General features: G+C 66.5%; 14 protein-coding genes and 1 tRNA gene. 8 read left to right on the top strand and 7 right to left on the bottom strand.

Translation table 11 applies throughout. From position 1 onward, the window contains the following. Positions 1-16 precede the first annotated feature (16 nt). A complete protein-coding gene (locus IEY07_RS12370; protein WP_229670021.1) occupies positions 17-253 on the bottom strand; it encodes a type II toxin-antitoxin system antitoxin in 237 nt (78 codons plus the stop codon). Between the two features lie 11 nt (positions 254-264). Next, positions 265-1,173, bottom strand: coding sequence for an SPFH domain-containing protein (locus IEY07_RS12365; RefSeq protein WP_188895656.1), 909 nt, complete (start codon positions 1,171-1,173; stop codon positions 265-267). A 109-nt stretch (positions 1,174-1,282) separates the two neighbouring features. Between IEY07_RS12365 and IEY07_RS12360 the strand changes: the two genes are divergently transcribed. Next, a tRNA-Gly gene (locus IEY07_RS12360) sits at positions 1,283-1,353 on the top strand. Between the two features lie 85 nt (positions 1,354-1,438). Here IEY07_RS12360 and IEY07_RS12355 read toward each other — a convergent pair. Then, the gene (locus IEY07_RS12355) at positions 1,439-3,541 is read right to left on the bottom strand and encodes a glycoside hydrolase family 36 protein (RefSeq protein ID WP_188895655.1); all 2,103 of its coding nucleotides are present in this window, start codon (positions 3,539-3,541) and stop codon (positions 1,439-1,441) included. Positions 3,542-3,727: 186 nt separating this feature from the next. On the opposite strand from IEY07_RS12355, the gene aroA reads away from it, so the two are divergent. From aroA to IEY07_RS12335, 4 genes are read left to right on the top strand one after another with little or no spacing between them, the layout of a single operon-like run. Further along, complete coding sequence (gene aroA, locus IEY07_RS12350) at positions 3,728-6,727, top strand: 3-phosphoshikimate 1-carboxyvinyltransferase (protein WP_188895654.1); 3,000 nt, start codon at positions 3,728-3,730, stop codon at positions 6,725-6,727. Next, a complete protein-coding gene (locus tag IEY07_RS12345) occupies positions 6,727-7,908 on the top strand; it encodes an acyl-CoA dehydrogenase family protein (RefSeq protein ID WP_229670020.1) in 1,182 nt (393 codons plus the stop codon). The genes aroA and IEY07_RS12345 overlap by 1 nt, the downstream gene beginning before the upstream one ends. Continuing rightward, complete coding sequence (gene chcA / locus IEY07_RS12340) at positions 7,905-8,723, top strand: 1-cyclohexenylcarbonyl-CoA reductase (RefSeq protein WP_188895653.1); 819 nt, start codon at positions 7,905-7,907, stop codon at positions 8,721-8,723. The genes IEY07_RS12345 and chcA overlap by 4 nt, the downstream gene beginning before the upstream one ends. 3 nt (positions 8,724-8,726) lie before the next feature. Then, positions 8,727-10,841 carry an oxidoreductase gene (locus tag IEY07_RS12335; protein ID WP_229670019.1) on the top strand — a complete coding sequence of 705 codons (2,115 nt, stop codon included), beginning with the start codon at positions 8,727-8,729 and terminating at the stop codon, positions 10,839-10,841. 12 nt (positions 10,842-10,853) lie between these two features. Here IEY07_RS12335 and IEY07_RS12330 read toward each other — a convergent pair whose 3' ends face one another. Next, entirely contained in the window at positions 10,854-11,591 is a 738-nt protein-coding gene (locus tag IEY07_RS12330; RefSeq protein WP_188895652.1) for a DUF805 domain-containing protein, read from the bottom strand. Positions 11,592-11,810: 219 nt separating this feature from the next. On the opposite strand from IEY07_RS12330, the gene phnD reads away from it, so the two are divergent. From phnD to phnE, 3 genes are read left to right on the top strand one after another with little or no spacing between them, the layout of a single operon-like run. Beyond that, positions 11,811-12,770 carry a phosphate/phosphite/phosphonate ABC transporter substrate-binding protein gene (gene phnD / locus IEY07_RS12325; RefSeq protein WP_188895651.1) on the top strand — a complete coding sequence of 320 codons (960 nt, stop codon included), beginning with the start codon at positions 11,811-11,813 and terminating at the stop codon, positions 12,768-12,770. 30 nt (positions 12,771-12,800) lie between these two features. Continuing rightward, complete coding sequence (gene phnC / locus IEY07_RS12320) at positions 12,801-13,631, top strand: phosphonate ABC transporter ATP-binding protein (RefSeq protein WP_188895650.1); 831 nt, start codon at positions 12,801-12,803, stop codon at positions 13,629-13,631. Further along, a complete protein-coding gene (gene phnE / locus IEY07_RS12315) occupies positions 13,628-15,361 on the top strand; it encodes a phosphonate ABC transporter, permease protein PhnE (protein WP_229670018.1) in 1,734 nt (577 codons plus the stop codon). Before phnC ends, phnE begins: the two co-directional genes overlap by 4 nt. A gap of 25 nt (positions 15,362-15,386) precedes the next feature. Here the strand turns inward: phnE and IEY07_RS12310 are convergent, their stop codons facing one another. From IEY07_RS12310 to IEY07_RS12300, 3 genes are all read right to left on the bottom strand, one after another. Beyond that, a complete protein-coding gene (locus IEY07_RS12310) occupies positions 15,387-15,836 on the bottom strand; it encodes a hypothetical protein (protein ID WP_188895649.1) in 450 nt (149 codons plus the stop codon). A 338-nt stretch (positions 15,837-16,174) separates the two neighbouring features. Next, positions 16,175-16,504 (bottom strand): DMT family transporter, encoded by a 330-nt coding sequence (locus IEY07_RS12305; protein ID WP_188895648.1) that lies wholly within the window; start codon positions 16,502-16,504, stop codon positions 16,175-16,177. Further along, on the bottom strand, positions 16,501-16,878 hold the full coding sequence (locus tag IEY07_RS12300) for a DMT family transporter (RefSeq protein WP_188895647.1): 378 nt from the start codon (positions 16,876-16,878) through the stop codon (positions 16,501-16,503). The genes IEY07_RS12305 and IEY07_RS12300 overlap by 4 nt, the downstream gene beginning before the upstream one ends. Between the last annotated feature and the right edge of the window lie 52 nt (positions 16,879-16,930).

Here is a 16,930-nt window from a genome sequence, read left to right as displayed (position 1 = left end):
GTCGATCCCCGAGTCGTCAGGACGGATCCTCGTCGCGAGCCGACCGCGGCCGGCCACGCCGCGGTGACGGGCCGGCGTTCTTCGGCATCCGGCCCGCCTCGGTCAGCGCGCGCCGCAGCAGCATGTCGATCTGGGCGTTCACACTCCGGAACTCCGAATCGGCCCAGCGCATCAGCGCATCGTGGATTGCCGGGTCGAGCCGAAGCAGGACCTGGCGCCGGTCCTGGCGTCGTTCGCGCGGGTTATCGCTCAACGGGCCCCGCCTCAGGTGTAGAGGGTCCCGGCGTTGACTACCGGCGACGGTGGTTGGTCGCCACAGAGTACGACCATCAGGTTGCTGACCATGCTGGCCTTCCGTTCCTCGTCGAGTTCGACGACCTCGTGCTCGGTGAGCCGGGCCAGGGCGAGCTCGACCATGCTGACCGCGCCCTCGACGATCCGGCCGCGGGCCGAGACGACCGCGCTGGCCTGCTGGCGGCGCAGCATCGCCTGGGCGATCTCCTGGGCGTAGGCGAGGTGGGAGATCCGCACCTCGATGATCTCGACGCCGGCCACCGCGACCCGCTCGGCGACCTCACGGGCCAGTTGCGCCGCCACATCGTCGGTCGATCCGCGCAACGAGGTGCCGACCTCGTCCGACTCGTCGGTGTAGGTCTCGTACGGATAGCTGTTGGCCACGTGCCGAAGTGCGGATTCGGACTGCACCCGGACGAAGTCGTCGTAGCTGTCGACCGCATAGAGCGCCTTCGCACTGTCGGTGACCTGCCAGACCACGATCGCGGCGATCTCGATCGGATTGCCTCCTGCGTCGTTGACCTTGAGCCGGCCGGTCTCGAAGTTGCGGACCCGGACGCTGATCTTGCGTCGGTTCGTCAGCGGCAGCACGCTGACGAAGCCGGCCTTCTGGACCGAGCCGACGTAGCTGCCGAAGAACTGCACCGCGGCCATCTGGCCCGGAGCGACGACGACGAACGTCGTGCAGACCAGCACCAGGATGACGGCCGGGATCCAGAGCAAACCCCCGCCGACGCCATTGCTGATCAGATACCACCCGACGGCGATGCACAGGGCGCCCACCAGCACGCCGAGCCAGCCGTTCACGGCGAAGGTGGGGTGTTGGCTCACGCTGACTCGTGCGCCCTGGTGGCCGACCGGCTGTGCGGTCTCGTTCATGGCCACTCCTTTCAGAAAGTGATAGCTAATTTGTATCACTTTTCTGAGGTCGTGGCAGGGGTTGCAGGAAAATCTGTGTAGACTTCGAGGCCGCGGTCGAGTGCTGCGCGCGGGTGTAGTTCATCGGTAGAACGTGACCTTCCCAAGGTCGAGAGGCGGGTTCGACTCCCGTCACCCGCTCCGGAGCGTCAGCCGACCACACCCGCATCGGCTACCGAGATCTGCACCAGCTGCAGGTGGTGCGGATCTCGGGTACTGGTGCGGATCAGCGGAGCGTGAGGCGGAAGAGCCGCGCGGACACCCCGGCAGCGGCCGTCAGTTCGAGTCCGGAACCTGAGAGTTCCGCATGCCAGTCGCTGCCGACACCCGGTGCCGGATAGAGCTGCTCGACCGCGGTCGCTTCGCCGGTCAACCCACCAAGATCAAGTCGTACGCTCTCGGGCGCGTCCGCCTGCCGCCAACAGATCACGTACGCAACCTCGCCGGCATCCAGCGCGACCGTGGTCCACGGGTCATCCCAGCTGGGCAGGCCGGTCGGGAAGCGCGGCGTCGATCGTACGAGATCGCCCCGGATCTCTTTGTGCACGGCGATTCCCACCGCCACCAGCTGCCGCTGCTGCGGGGTCATCCGGTCCAGATGGCCGGACTGGTAGAGCCGTCCGGCCAGACCCGTACACATCGTGAAGACGATCTCCTCGTCGGTCATCTCCGGCTGGGCGTAGGCCCAGTTGCCGGCCTGCTCGGGCAGGATGTGCACCAGAGCGCCCACCGCGATCGCGGGGTAGAGCCGCGGGTCCTCCTGGTCGGAGGTGGATTGCAGCGCCAGCCGGGACAGCATCGCGAAATCCGACCGCATGGCGCCGGAACCACAGTTCTCGATCACCAGGTCTGGGTGCCGGTCCAGCAGCGCGTCCAGCCAGGCCAACAAGGCGCGGTTGTGCTCCAGCAGCCCGTGACCGACCGATGGGGTGTCCAGGTCGGTCCCCGGGCCCGGTGTCACGTTGTAGTCGAATTTGAAGAAACCGACACCAAGATCGTTGATCAAGCGGTCGACGGCGGCATTGAGATGATCAACTGCGGCCGGGCTCCGCAGGTCGAGCAGGTAGCGGTCCCGCTCGGTGATCCGTACGCCGCCGCGTTGCAGGAAAGCCGAGTCAGGCAGCGATCGCGCGGCGTTGCTGGTGATCCCGACGACCTCGGGCTCCATCCAAACGCCGGGTACCATGCCCCGATCCCGGATGTGGTCGAGGATGAACGTGAGGCCGCGGGGGAAGCGTACGGTGGACGGCTCCCAGTCGCCGACGCTGGCCCACCAGCCGGCCGTGTCGTCGTACCAGCCGGCGTCGATGCAGAAGTATTCGCTGCCGACCTCTGCTGCGGCGTCGATCAGCGGCAGCAGTTTGTCCTCACTCGGGTCGCCGATCAGCGTGTTCATGTAGTCGTTGAAGATCACCGGCAGCGTGCTGTTCTGCCGATGATCCCGACGAGCGGCGCGGCGATGGTCGGCCAGCCGGCCGAAGGCGTCATCGAAGGAGTCGGCGACCGCGATCGTCACCGGGACCGTCGTGAAGCTGTGCTCGGCATCGACGACGAAGGACCAATGGTGCCGGGCATCCGTCGGGCCGAGCAGTGCCAGATAACCGCCGTGGCCGTGGGCGTTGCGCAGCTCGCCGACCTCGGCCAGCCAGCCGCCGTTGTGCTCGATCTGCCAAGCCAGGGTGCGGCCGGTTGCCTGGTCGCGTACGGCGCCGGCCGGGTTGACCGCGCCCGAGCTCCAGGTGCCGATCGACGAGATGGCCACCGCATCGCGGATCAGCTCGCCCCGGGCGGATGCGTCGATCCGCGCCAATCCCCGGGCCCGCAACGGCTGTGAGCCCCAGCGGTTTTCGGCCGCCCATGACGACTTCGCCGACCACACGTCGAGGTTGTTGAGATCGGGGCTGATCACGACGTCGGCAGCAAAGCTCGTCACCGCCCACAGGGTGACCGGGGCGGCTCCGTCGAGAGCCGACACCGAGGTCTGGGAGCGTACGGCCGCAACCCCGGGGAGACTGCTGAGGGTGCTCATCACCTGCAGTCCGGAAGCCGGATCGGCCTGGGTGATCGTCAGCCTGTCGGCATCGACCGTGTGCGAGACGTAGCGCAACTGCTCGCCGACCCGGGTGCCCGAGTGCCGGGCAGAGGTCCCCCAGGTCTGGTTGCCCCAGCGCGGGGTGAGGATCTCGACCAGCGGCTGACCCGGACGGCCCGTGACCGGGGAGGCCTGTGCGCCATCGGCGTCGCGGATATCGACCAGCCGGATCGGGCCGTCGTCACCGCCCTGGAAATCCAGAACCGAACTGCCGTTGTCCCAGCTGATCGCGACCACGGCGACAAACCTAGGACAGCCCCGGCGCCGACACTCCGGGGGCCCCGGGTTCAACTCCGGCACAGAAAGGCGTATGTTCACGACTGGCAGTTAGCGCACGGTCGGTCGCTAAACTGCCTGGCCCCGGGCGGAGAAGCTTGTCCGGGCCAGAACGGCGCACCACAGAACGGACGGGAGTCGATCTCCATGCATCTGCTCGTCAAGGGAACCAGCGGTCGGCTGACCGGTGAAGCACTCGTGCCGAACTCCAAATACCACGCACACCGTGCCCTCATTCTCGCTTCGCTGGCGCCGGGGGTCAGCCGGATCACCGGACTCTCCGACGCGCGCCACGTCCAGTACACCGTCGGCCTGCTCCGCGGCCTGGGCGTCAAGATCGAGATCGAGGGCGACACCTTCATCGTGCACGGCCTCGGCGGGACCTACCGGCCGGCCAAGGACAGCGTCTCCGCCGGCAGCTCCGGCACCACGCTCTATTTCATGATCGGCCTGGCGGCGCTGTCGGAGAAGGACGTCGTCGTCACCGGCCAGAAATACTTCCAGCGTCGGCCCGTCGGCCCACTGCTCCGCTCACTCGAACAGATGGGCGTGGAGCTCGAGTCGGCCAATGACTGCCCGCCGATCAGCGTCAAGGCCAAGCGTCCCGCCGGCGGCCACGTCACCATCGCCGGCACGCTGTCGCAATGGATCTCCGGTCTGATCCTGCTGGCGCCCTTCGCCACCGGCAAGACCGTGATCGAGGTCCAGGGTGAGCTCAACGAGCAGCCCTACATCGAGCTGACCGTCGAGATGATGAAGCAGTTCGGCCTCAAGGTCAGCTTCTCCCCGGACTGGCGCCGGTTCGAGATCGAGCCCAACCAGCAGGCGACCACCTGCGATCTGGTGATGCCGCCGGACATCGGCTCCGCGGCTTTCGGCATCGCCGCTGCGGCGCTGCACCCCTCTGACATCCTGCTGCGCGGGATGAACCAGCTCTCCGGAGGCCCGGCCGACCACCCCGAGGTGCACTTCCTCGACATCGCCCGCGAGATGGGCGTGCCGATGGAGCTGACCGACGAGGGCGTACGGATCAGCCACGACGGCATCCGGTTGAAGCCGGCCGCTATCGACTGCCGTGGTATCCCGGACATGCTGCCGATCTTGTCCGTGATGGGGTCTTTCGCCGACGGCGAGACCACCTTCAGCAACATCGCCCACGTCCGGTTGAAGGAATCCGACCGGGTCTCGGCGATGCTGCAGCTGAACCAGATGGGCGGCAATCTCGATCTTGACGGTGACGTCCTGCGGGTCCGCGGCATTGATCAGCTGCACGGTGCGAAGTTGTCGTCCTTCAACGATCACCGGGTGCTGATGTCGCTGGCGATCGCCGCGTCCACGGCGACCGGCGAGTCTACGCTGACCTATCCGAACGCGTACCGGATCTCCTATCCCACCTACCTCGAGGCGATGAACGGTTTCGGCATTCCGATGACCGTGGAGGGTGGCACGCCCAGCCGCGCGACCCGCGGACATCGCAAACTGCCCAAGGAAGCCGAGCATCCCGATCTTGCTGCACAGCTGACACTGTCGGACTGGTTGACCCGCTGGGCGACCGAACGTCCGGACGACGTCGCCGTGATCGACGCCCGGCCGCGCGCCACCAACAAGATCACCTGGGGTGAGCTCGACCAACAGGTCAACCAGGTCGCCTCACAGCTGATCAGACTCGGCGTACAGCCGGGCGAACCGGTCGCGCTGCAGTTGCCGAACTGGACCGAATTCGTGATCATCGCGTTGGCGACGATGCGGATCGGCGCGGTGTGCTGCCCGCTGATGCCGATCTTCCGGCAGCGTGAGATCGCCTTCATGTTGCGGCGGGCCAAGGCCCGGGTGCTGTTCGTGCCCGACACCTTCCGCGGTCGCGCTCATGCCGAGGAGATCGCCGGCATCGTCAACGGCGACTACGGTGACGTGCCCGAAGACCTCCGGCATGTGGTGGTGTTGCCGGGCGATGTGCAGATCGGCGCCGACTGGTCCCCGGGCGACGTGTCCTGGCACGACTGGAGCGACCTGCTCACCGGCGACGTTGACACCCAGGCACTTGCCGACCGGAAGCCGACGCCGGACCAGACCGCTCAGTTGCTCTTCACATCCGGTACCACCGGCGAACCCAAGGGCTCCCTGATGACCGGCGGCACGCTGTCCCGGGCGGCCTCCATGGAGATCCGTCATCTCGGACTCGACGCCTCGGACGCGGTCTACATCCCCAGCCCGCTGGCCCACCAGACCGGCTTCCTGTACGGGATGTGGGTCGCGATGACGCTCGGCGTGCCCGAGATCATCCAGGCCGTCTGGGACCCGCGGCGGGCGCTGCAGGCGCTGCGCGAGGGTGAAGGAACTTTCGTCCAGGCTGCGACGCCGTTCCTGGCCGACCTGGTCAAGGCGGTGGAGAACGGCGAGGAGGCTCCGGGCAAGCTGCGGATCTTCGTCGCCACCGGTGCTGCCGTGCCGCGCGGTCTCGCCGAGCGGGCCACCCGAGTGCTGGGCACCGCGGTCTGCGGAGCCTTCGGCACCACCGAGACCTGCCTCGGCGCGCTCAGCGTGCCGACCGACGAGCCGGTCAAGGTGTGGGGTACCGACGGTCGCCCGCTGGAGGGCATCAAGCTGCGGATCACCGACGACAACGGTGTGGTCCTGGCGGCGGATACCGAGGGCAACTTCGAGATCCTCTCGCCGACGAAGTTCCAGGGCTACCTGGACCGGCCGGATCTGACCGCGGAGGCCTTCACCGAGGACGGCTGGTACAAGACCGGCGACCTCGGGATCATCGACGAGTCCGGCTACATCCGGATCACCGGCCGGGTCAAGGACGTGATCAACCGCGGTGGCGAAAAGGTGCCGGTCGCCGAGATCGAGAACCTGCTCTACGAGCATCCGTCGGTCGACGATGTCGCGGTGGTGGCGATGCCCGATGATCGGCTCGGCGAGCGGGCCTGTGCTTTCGTGGTGGCCAAGTCCGGGTCCAAGATCAGCTTCGACGAGATGATCGCCTACCTCGATGATCATCAGGTGGCCAAGTACTACTGGCCGGAGCGCCTCGAGGTGATCGACGTGCTGCCGCGCAACGCTGCCGGTAAGATCCAGAAATTCTTGTTGCGGGAGCAGGCGAAGGGCTTGAAGCCCCAGCGCGTGGGAGGGAAGCAGTAGTGAGTCAGAGCACGGAGCCTGTCGTAGTGCACGGCATCGCCCAAGGTGACCACGACAAGCTCGTCACCGAGGTGACCGAGTGGGTCCGTGGCCCCGGCGAGGACTGGACGGACCGGATCGAGGCCACCGGCGAAGTGCCGGAGGAGCTCTGGACCGAGTTGCGCGAGCGCGGCTACCTCTCGATGGCAGCACCGCAACGCCTTGGCGGCAAGGGACTGTCCTTCGAGCAGTGGATGGGCCTGATGGAGATCTTCTCCGCCTCGCACGCCTCGGTCCGGATGATCGTGCACGTCGTCAACGGCACCTGGCGGGCGATGGATCCCTTCGCAACCGAGGAACAGCGTGATCAGTTCGTCCGGCCGTCGGTCGCCGGCACCAAGAAGGTCGCCTTCGCACTGACCGAGCCGGGCAACGGCACCGGTGCCGACATCACCTGTTCGGTCGAGAAGGAGGGGGACACCTACTACCTCTCCGGTGAGAAGCACCTGATCACCTTCGGGGTCCGCTGTGACTACTGGTTGCTGGCGGCCCGCCTCGCCGGCTCGACCGGCCATCAGGGCACCGTCGCGCTGATGGTGCCGCGGGATGTTCCCGGCGTGACGGTCAAGGACACCTCCCAGACAATGGGCGTGACCGGCACCGATCACGCGCACATGATCTTCGACCGTGCTCCGGTCCCGGTGGCGAACCGGCTCGGTGACGAGGGTCAGGGTCTTGAGGTCGCGCTCGGCGGATTCCTCACCCCGTCACGGATCTCGGTCGCGATGAGCTGCGTCGGCCTGGCCCGCAGGGCGCAGGAACTGGCCTACGACTACGCCAGCAAGCGGACCACCTTCGGCAAGCCGCTGACTGCGCGCCAGGCGATCCAGTTCATGCTGGCCGAGAACGAGGCCGACATCGAGGCCGCCAAGCAGTTGATCCTGCACGCGGCCCGGGAGTGGGAGGCGGGCTCACCGCGCGGGTCGGCGCTGTCCTCGATGTCGAAGATGACCGCAGTCGAGATGCTGGCCCGGGCCACCGACAAGGCGCTGCAGATCCATGGCGGGTTGGGCTACTGGAAGACCGAGAAGATCGAAAGGGTCTACCGGGACGCCCGCGCCCAGCGGTTCGAAGAGGGCACCAACGAGATCCAGAAGATGGTTGTTTTCCGCGAACTCCAGAAGTCGAAGGATGTCTTGTGAGCAAGTTGCATGAGGGCAAGATCGCGCTGATCACCGGTGCGTCCCGTGGCATCGGCCGGACGCTGGCGCTCACCCTGGCCAAAGAGGGGGCGACGATCGTCGTCAACTACAAGAAGAGCGCCGACCTGGCGGAGAAGACCGTCGCCGACGTGGTCGAGCTGGGCGGCCAGGGTATCGCGGTGCAGGCCGATGTCGAGGCCGACGGGGGAGTCGCGTCGTTGTTCGACGCGGTCGCCGACAACTACGGCCGGCTGGACTACTTCGTCTCCAATGCTGCGGCCAGCGCATTCAAGAACATCGTCGACCTCAAGCCCCATCACCTGGATCGCTCGTACGCGATGAATCTGCGTCCGCTGGTCTTCGGCGCCCAGGAGGCCGTCAAGCTGATGGACCAGGGTGGCAGGATCCTGACACTGACCTCGTACGGCAGCATCCGCGCCTACCCCACCTACGCCACGCTCGGTGCGATGAAGGCGGCGGCGGAGGCGTGGGTCCGTTACATGGCGCTGGAATTCGCGCCGTACGGGATCAATGTCAACGCTGTCAACGGCGGCTTGATCGACTCCGACTCGCTCGACTACTTCTACGGGGTTCCGGGGATGGCGTCGATGCAGACCGTGCTGGACCGGATCCCGAAGGGCCGGCCAGGCACTCCGCAGGAGGTCGCTGACACCCTGGCCTTCCTGCTGTCGCCGGGTGCGGAGTACATCACCGGACAGACGATCGTCGTCGACGGCGGACTGAGCATCGTGGCGCCGCCGTTCTTCGCCGACACCGAGGCCCCGCTGACCCTGCCCGAACGCCCGACGAGGTAGCCCATGTCCGCCGAGGGGTCACATATTCCTCAATATCCGCGGCGCGGTGCCGAGCCGGTGACCTCTCGCCAGATGTGGGACCGGCCCGGGCAGCTCGGAAGCCTCCGGCTCGACCACCGGTTGATCATGGGCTCGATGCACCTCAACCTCGAGGCCCGCGATGATCACGGTGCGGCTCTGGCCGCCTTCTACGCCGAGCGGGCCCGGGGTGGCGCGTCCCTGATCGTCACGGGTGGCATCGCGGTCAACCGGGTCGGCGCCGGCGGCAGGATGTACGCGATCATCGGCGATCCTGAGCATGAGCAAGGGCTCGCCCGTGCGGTAGCCGCTGCCCACGAGGGCGGCGCCAAGATCGCGGCCCAGCTGTTTCATGCCGGCCGGTACGCCTTCGAGTCGGCCTTCGGCCTGACCCCGGTGGCACCCTCGGCGGTCTACAGCAGATTCTCCCGGTGTATGCCGGAGGCGATGACCGAGGATCAGATCCGGCAGACGCTCGCGGACTTCGCCCGTGCCGCTGCAACCGTACGGGCGTTGGGTTTCGACGCGATCGAAGTGATGGCGTCCGAGGGCTACGTGGTCAACCAGTTCCTGTCGCCGCTGACGAACCAGCGGGATGATCACTGGGGCGGTGACGCCGTACGGCGACGGAACTTCCCGCTCGAGCTGCTCCGGATGATCAAGCACGTCTCCGGCGAGCTCCCGGTGATCTTCCGGATCTCCGGCGCCGACCTGGTGCCGGACTCGAGCACTCCGGAGGAGATCGCGGACTTCGCGGTCGCGCTTGCGGACGAGGGTGTCGACGCGATCAATGTCGGCGTCGGCTGGCACGAGGCGCAGATCCCGACCGTGCAGACGCTGGTCCCGCAGGGGGTCTGGGTCCCCGTCGCCGAGTCGATCAAGGATGCGCTGGTCGCGGCCGGCCATGACGTGCCGGTGATCGCGTCCAACCGGGTCAACCATGTCGATCATGCCGAGCAGATCCTCGCCGGCGCAAAGATCGACTTCGTCTCGATGGCTCGCCCGTTCCTGGCCGATCCGGCGTTCGTCTCCAAGGCACGTAACGGCCGGCTTGAATTGGTCAATACCTGTATCGCCTGCAACGAGGCCTGTATCGACCGGTCGATCGGGGACACACCGGTGTCGTGCCTGGTCAACCCACGCGCCGGCCGCGAACTCGAATTCCCCCAGGGCGCCGGGGCAACGGGCCGGTTCGCCGTGATCGGCGGTGGCCCGGCCGGCCTGGAAGCCGCCCGGGCGCTGGCGGACCTCGGCAACCAAGTGACTCTCTACGAGGCCGAGGACGAGCTTGGCGGCCAGTTCCGGATGGCCCGGCGGGTGCCGGGAAAACGCGACTTCGGTGAGACCATCCGCTACTTCACCGCCGAGCTGGCACGCCTCGGCGTTGACGTACGCCTCGGCCACCCGATCACCGATCGGGACGAGGCGGAGCTGAGCGGGTGCGGAGGCATCGTGCTGGCCACCGGCGTACTGCCTCGCGAAGTCGAGCTGCCGGGGGCAGACCGCGCAAATGTGATCAGCTATCACCAGGCGTTGGCCGATCCCGAGTCGATCGGCGACCGGGTGGCGATCATCGGCGGTGGCGGAATCGCCGTCGATCTTGCCCACCTGCTCGTCGATGACGGCACCGGGGACCTTGCAGGACGCCAGCAAGGCTTTCTAGGCGAATGGGGCCTTGCCGAACCGGCCGCTGAGCACCAGCCGCCGAAGCCGACTCGAACCGTGACGCTGATGCGCCGGACGGGGCGCGTCGGGTCCGGGATGGGGCTGACCACTCGCTGGGCTGTGGTCGGATCGATCCGGCACCACGGTGTCAGGATGTTGACCGACATCGACTATCAGGAGATCACCGACGACGGTCTGGTGATCACCGACGCCGACGGCGAGCGTCAGCTGATCGCCGCGGACACGGTGATCATCGCAGCGGGTCAAGAACGCAACGACTCGCTGGTCGCGATGATCGCCGGTCTCGGAGTGCCGTACCGCGTCGTCGGTGGCGCAGAGTCCACCGCCGGACTCAACGCGGTACGCGCCACCAGCCAGGGATTGCAGGCCGCCTACGAGCTTGCCCGGTCAAAGGATCGGGTCGGTAGCTTCTGACGCGGGCAGGCCTCAGTAGCTGGGCCCGCCCGGATATCCTCCCGGAGCCTGTCCGTATCCCCCGGCGTTCTGGACGCGATCGAAACGCTGACCCTCGGGATTGCTGTCCATGATGCACATGATCAGCGGGACGATGCCGCCGATCCCGCAGGCGAAGTTGAGGAACCACCAGGCGCCGGACCGGTTGGTGTCGTGCAGCCGGCGCCAGGTGATCCCCAGCGTCGGCAGCAATACCGCCAGGGTCCAGATGTAGACCGGGATCTGAGCGAGATAGACAGTTCCCAGATGTGGGGTGGTGCCGTTCGACGCCGCCGACACCGACTGGCTGATATTCACGATCTCGGACGGGATCGACAGCACGAAGCCGACGAGGGCGTTGAACAGGTAGAACCACCAGAACTCACTCCGGCTGGCCCGGCCGTCGAAGCGGACGTACTTCTGGAAGGCGCGCTTGATCGCCTGTCCGAAACCGATGCCGTACCAGGGCAGGTCGAGTGTCCCCGGATCGCCGACCGGCTTGAAAGAACTCTGCCCGTAGGGCATCTGGCCCGGGCCGACCGGGGGAGCCGGCTGATAGCCACCGGACTGCTGCCAACCGGACTGCTGATCGCCGGGCTGTTGATAGCCGCCCGACTGGTGCCCGGGCTGCTGTTGCCCCGGTTGCTGATTCGGCTGGTTCGGATCCTGCTGCCCGTACGGGTTCTGCTGTCCGTACGGGTCCTGTGGTCCACCGTATCCCTGGTTGCTCATCCCGCTCCTCGTGAGTTCGATCACCCGACCCTATCGTGCCGCCCACGGGGGCCAATCGGTCAAACGGCTCTCCGCCCCGGCGCGGATCGCCCGGCTCGCGACTGATTCAGACGGGATTTCCTTCGCTGTCGATCACAGTTGCCACGCGGTTCATGCCCGGCTCCTATGGTCGGCGCGTCCTGCTGTCCGGCTCGGGCCGGAACATCCGAAAGGCAACCCATGCGTTTGCGCACCCAGGCCGTCGGTCTCGCAGCTGCCAGCGTCGCAATGATCGCGACTCTCGCCGCCTGTGGGACATCGTCTGCCGCCGACACCCCCGGATCCTCGAGCCAGAAGGGGACTTTCGCCGCTGACTCGGGCACGATCGTGGTCGGCAATCTGCCCGACGAGACCAGCGGTGAGTCGGGCTACCAGCCGGTGGCCGACTACCTCGCCAAGCAGACCGGGCTGAAGGTCAAGTTCTTCCCGACCACCTCCTATCCGAGCCTGATCGCGGCCGCGGTCGCCGGTAAGGTCGACGTCTTCACCGCCGGGGCGTTGGAGTACGAGACGGTCAAGAACAAGGGCGGCAAGTTCACCCCGGTCTCGCTTCAGATGTCCCCGGGCGCCACGCAGCCGGGCTACTACTCCGAGGCATGGGTGCCGAAGAACTCTCCGATCACGAGCGTGTCCCAGTTCAAGGGCAAGAAGGTCTGCTTCGTGGACCCGACCTCGACCTCGGGTTTCCTGTTCGGCCTGAACATGCTCAACGAGGCTGGTATCAGCGTCAAGCAGGATGGTCAGGACGCCTCGGGTAATCCGAAATTCGACGACTTCACCGCCGTCTTCGCCGGGTCGCACCCGAAGTCGGCCCAGGCGGTCGCTGCGGGCCAGTGCGATGTCGGATTCGCCGATGACATCGACACCAAGGACTACGTCTCGGGGCTGAAGTCGATCAAGAAGGAGTTCGTTCCCGGCGTGCCGTGGGAGGTCTCGGACACTCTTCCTGCCGGCGTCAAGGCCAAGGTGACCAAGGCCCTGCAGACCGCCAACCCGGACACGATGAAGGCCGCCGGAGTCACGATCACCAAGGCGTACTCCGCCTCGAACGCCGGTGTCGTGCCATTCAAGCCGTCGTACTACACGACCATCGACAACCTCTGCAAGAACATCCCTGCTGCCAACTGCGCACCCAGCTGATCCGGTTGGGGACGACTGCGAAGGAGCACGATGAACCGTACGACGACCTCCTCGATCATCACGATCACCGACCTGACCAAGGACTTCGGTGAGACCCGGGCGCTCCGGGCAGTGAATCTCACCGTCACGAGAGGAGAGGTCGTCGTCCTGCTCGGCTTGTCAGGGTCCGGCAAGTCGACCCTGCTGCGCCACATCGACGGCCTCGAGATGCCCACCGAGGGCGACGTGACGGTGCTGGGTCAATCCGTGCGGTCGCTGCGACCGACGGCTTTGCGGAGCCTGCGCGGACGGGTCGCGATGATCTTCCAGCAGTTCGAGCTGGTGCCGTCGCTCACGGTGGTGGAGAACGTGTTGACGGGTGCCCTGGCGCGAGTCAGAGGGCCGCGGCTCGGGCTGTCGACGTGGCCCAAGAATCTCAAGCAGGAAGCGCTCACCCACCTCGATCGTGTCGGACTGCTGCACCGGGCGTACAACCGGGCCGATCAGCTCTCCGGCGGTCAGCAGCAGCGGGTGGCCATCGCCCGTGCCCTGATGCAGAATCCGGAGGTGTTGCTCGCCGACGAACCGGTGGCTTCGCTGGACCCGGAATCCTCCGACGTCGTGATGAATCTCATCCGGGAGATCGCAGCCGAGCGCGGACTGACGGTCGTGTGCTCGCTGCACCAGGTTGATCTGGCACTCGGCTGGAGCGACCGGATCGTCGGGCTGCGGCACGGCGAGGTCGTGCTCGACACCCCGACCACGGGTCTCTCGAGAGACAGGGCCATGGAGATCTACGGCCACGTCAGCGTCTCCACCAGCGAATTCGCTGCCATTGAGAGCGAGCTGAGTGTCGCCGGGGCCGTCGGGGCCGGGTCGTGACCGCTACTGCGGTCGATACTCATCCGGAGGACGCACGTCAGGCGGAGGTCCGCCGTCCGAGGATCTCGACGAACAAGATCATCGCGTCGATCCTGCTGGTCGCCATGACGGGCTTCGCCATCTGGTCGCTCACCCGGATCGACTTCTCGCCGCACAACTTCCAGTTGTCGGTGCAGAACCTGCAGAAGACCATCGCACAGATGGACCCGATCTCGTTTCCCTCGACGCCCGATCTGGTCTATCTGATCTCGGTCACGTTGGGTGTGGTGATCGCCGGTACCGTCGTCGCCGCAGTCATCTCGATCCCCGTGGCCTACCTCGCGGCATCGAACACCACTCCGGCGCGCTGGACGCGGATCATCGGTCGTGCGATCGGTGTCATCACCCGCGCCGTCCCGGACGTGATCTTGGCGATGGCGGTGTCGTTGATGTTTGCGCTGGGCGCCACCTGGCCCGGCGTGATCGCCATCGGGTTCCATTCGATCGGCATGATCTCCAAGCTTTTCGCCGATGCCGTCGAACAGATCGACGAAGGGCCGCGGATCGCGATCCGGGCCGCGGGTGGGTCCAAGCCGCAGGAGTTCTGGTCGGGTGTCTTTCCGCAAGTGTTTCCCAGCTGGGTCGCAACCGCATTGCACCGCTTCGACATCAACCTGCGCGGCTCGGTGATCTTGGGCTACGCCGGAGTCGGCGGCCTGGGCTACCGGATGAATCTCGACTTCCAGCGATTTCCTGAGGGCTTCGGGCCGGCGCTCGGAATCGCGATCGTGATCTTCCTGCTCTGTGTGGTGACCGAGATCATCGCCTCGACCATCCGGGTGATGCTGCTCGGGGCGACCCCGACGCGCCGGACCCTCGGCGAGACGATGATGCGCAGGCTTCGGCGGGGCAGCCGGCCCAGGGACGTCGTCGCAGACACTCTGGCGCAGGCCGACCTCACCGTGGAGAAGGCGATGCACCGGCCCTGGAGCCGCGGTCGGATCTCCACCACCGCCTGGGCCTGGGTCGGAGTGCTGGTCGTCATCGGCGGCTTCGTGATGTCGCGGCTGGATCCCAAACAGATCACCTGGAAGTACGTCTGGTCAACGATGCAATCCTTCTGGCCGCCGAGCCTCGGATCGTACGACGTGGGGACGTATGTGACCGCCATCGAGCAGACGCTTCAGATCGCGTTCGCCGCGGCGTTGCTCACCTTCGTCTTCTCGTTGATCTTCGGTCCGCTGGCCGCGCGCAATGTCGCGCCGAACCGCTGGGTGCGTAACGTCTCTCGGGTCTTCCTGGTGATCTTTCGCGGTGTGCCGGAGCTCGTGCTGGCCATCGTGTTGATCATCATCACCGGCCTGGGGCCTGAGGCCGGGGTGCTTGCCCTGGCCTTCGGGGGTATCGGCTTGCTGGGCAAATTGATCGCCGACTCCTTCGAGGAGGTCAATGCCGGTCCGGAGCAGGCGGTGCGCGCCACCGGCGCTGGGCGACTGCAGGTGTTCAGCTCCGCGACGCTGCCGCAGGGGCTGCCCTCGTTGCTCGGTAACACTCTCTATCTGCTGGACACCAACATCCGCTCGGCCACGGTGTTGGGCATCGTCGGTGCGGGCGGAATCGGCTACTACCTCACCCTGGCCGCCGGCCTGACCGCGACCCATCCGATCGTCACCGCGATCATCGCCATGGTCATCGTGATGGTTCTGGTTGTCGAAGGCCTCTCGAACTACCTGCGCCGCGTATTCAAGTGACATCGGCGTCGGCCGTGTGATGCGATCACGGTCGGGGCATCTCGCTCGCGTCGGGCGATCGGACATGTAGCTGCACCGCGTCGAGAATCAACCGGGCGACTTCTGATGGCCGCTGTCCGTCGACGGGGATGATCACGTCGCCGACGCCTCTTTCGATCATCATCGACTGGAGCTCGACGCTGCGGTTCAGATGCCATTCCAGGGAACTGCCCACCTCACGACCGCGGAGTTGTGGATGGACGCGATCGATGGGCACGTCCAGTCGGACGATGATCACTGCTGCGTCCGGAACGGCGCGTTCGTACACGGCGCGCTGCGCGGGACGCTCGACTGCGTCGGTCAGCAGCAGCCAGCGCGCGCCGCGTGCGGCGAACTGTGGCCATATCGCTTGAAGGTTCTCCACGCCAAGTCCGGCGTGGAAAGGATCGGCGGGGTCGTCCGGGCTCAGCGCGCGCAGGCTGTCCATGTCGACCATCGCGGCAGCTTCACCCTCGCGATCGAGCAACTCCCAGAGGGCCCGCATACTCGTGCTCTTCCCTGATCCGACAGGTCCGGTGATCACGATGACCGTTGGTGCCACGATGCCACCCTTCTACGCGACTCGGCACCAGCATCACGCGAGCCGAAGCCGGCGGCAACAGCATTTCGTCGGCGGCCCGGCCATGACCGCTGATTTTGTAGCCGAGGATTGGCTGAACCGGGGTCGACACGCCGGACCGGCGGGATCGTCGGTGACAAAGTCGGCGAACGCGGAGCTAGAGAAATGGCCCGACCCACAGCCGGCCCATCTCTGCTGGCACCCTCGAGGCTGCCTCAGCCGGCCTCGATCAAGAAGACGCCGATCATGATCAGCAGCGTTCCGATGATCATCGTCCGGGTGAAGGTTTCCTTGAAGAAGACCCGCCCTGCGATGGCCGTCAGCGCGACGCCCGCCGCCGTCCAGATGCCGTAGCTGATCGCCAGGCCGATCCCGAGCCGCAGCACGACGGAGAACAGCACGAACGACAGCCCATAACCGGCGACGACAGCCAGGTACCAGCGGCGCGTCGGCGACTTGCCCTCGCGCGGCGTGCTCGCCATCCGCAACGCCAGGGTTGCCCCGACCTCACACAGGATCGCCAGCGCGAGAAGCACCCAGCTCATGTGCCGCGCCCCCTGTCATCCGGATCGGATGCACTCGTGGCGCCGGAACGGGTCTCGCCGTGGCCGCCGCCAAGGTTGATGACCACGACGCCGGTGATGACGACGACCAGACCGATGATCGTCGTGGTGCTCAAGTACTCGTCGAAGATGATCGCGGCCAACACCGCTGTCAGCGCGACGCCCACCGCGCCCCAGATGGCGTACGCGGTGCCGACCGGCATACCCGCCCGCAGCACCCGTCCGAACAACCAGAACGAGACCAGGTAACCGAAGCCGACGACGACGTACAGCCACGGATGATCGATCGCACCCTCGAGGCTGAGCGATGCAAACACCTCGCAGATGATCGCGCACGCCAGCAAGAGCCACCTCACAGGGCAACGCTAGCTGCGGCCCGCACCAACACCGACGCCTTCCGCGCGCAGG

Origin of the sequence: Microlunatus endophyticus, assembly GCF_014646195.1 — a bacterium.
GTDB lineage: Bacteria > Actinomycetota > Actinomycetes > Propionibacteriales > Propionibacteriaceae > Microlunatus > Microlunatus endophyticus.
The sequence above is the reverse complement of the archived record's forward strand: the minus strand, read 5'-3'. Positions and strand labels throughout refer to the sequence as shown.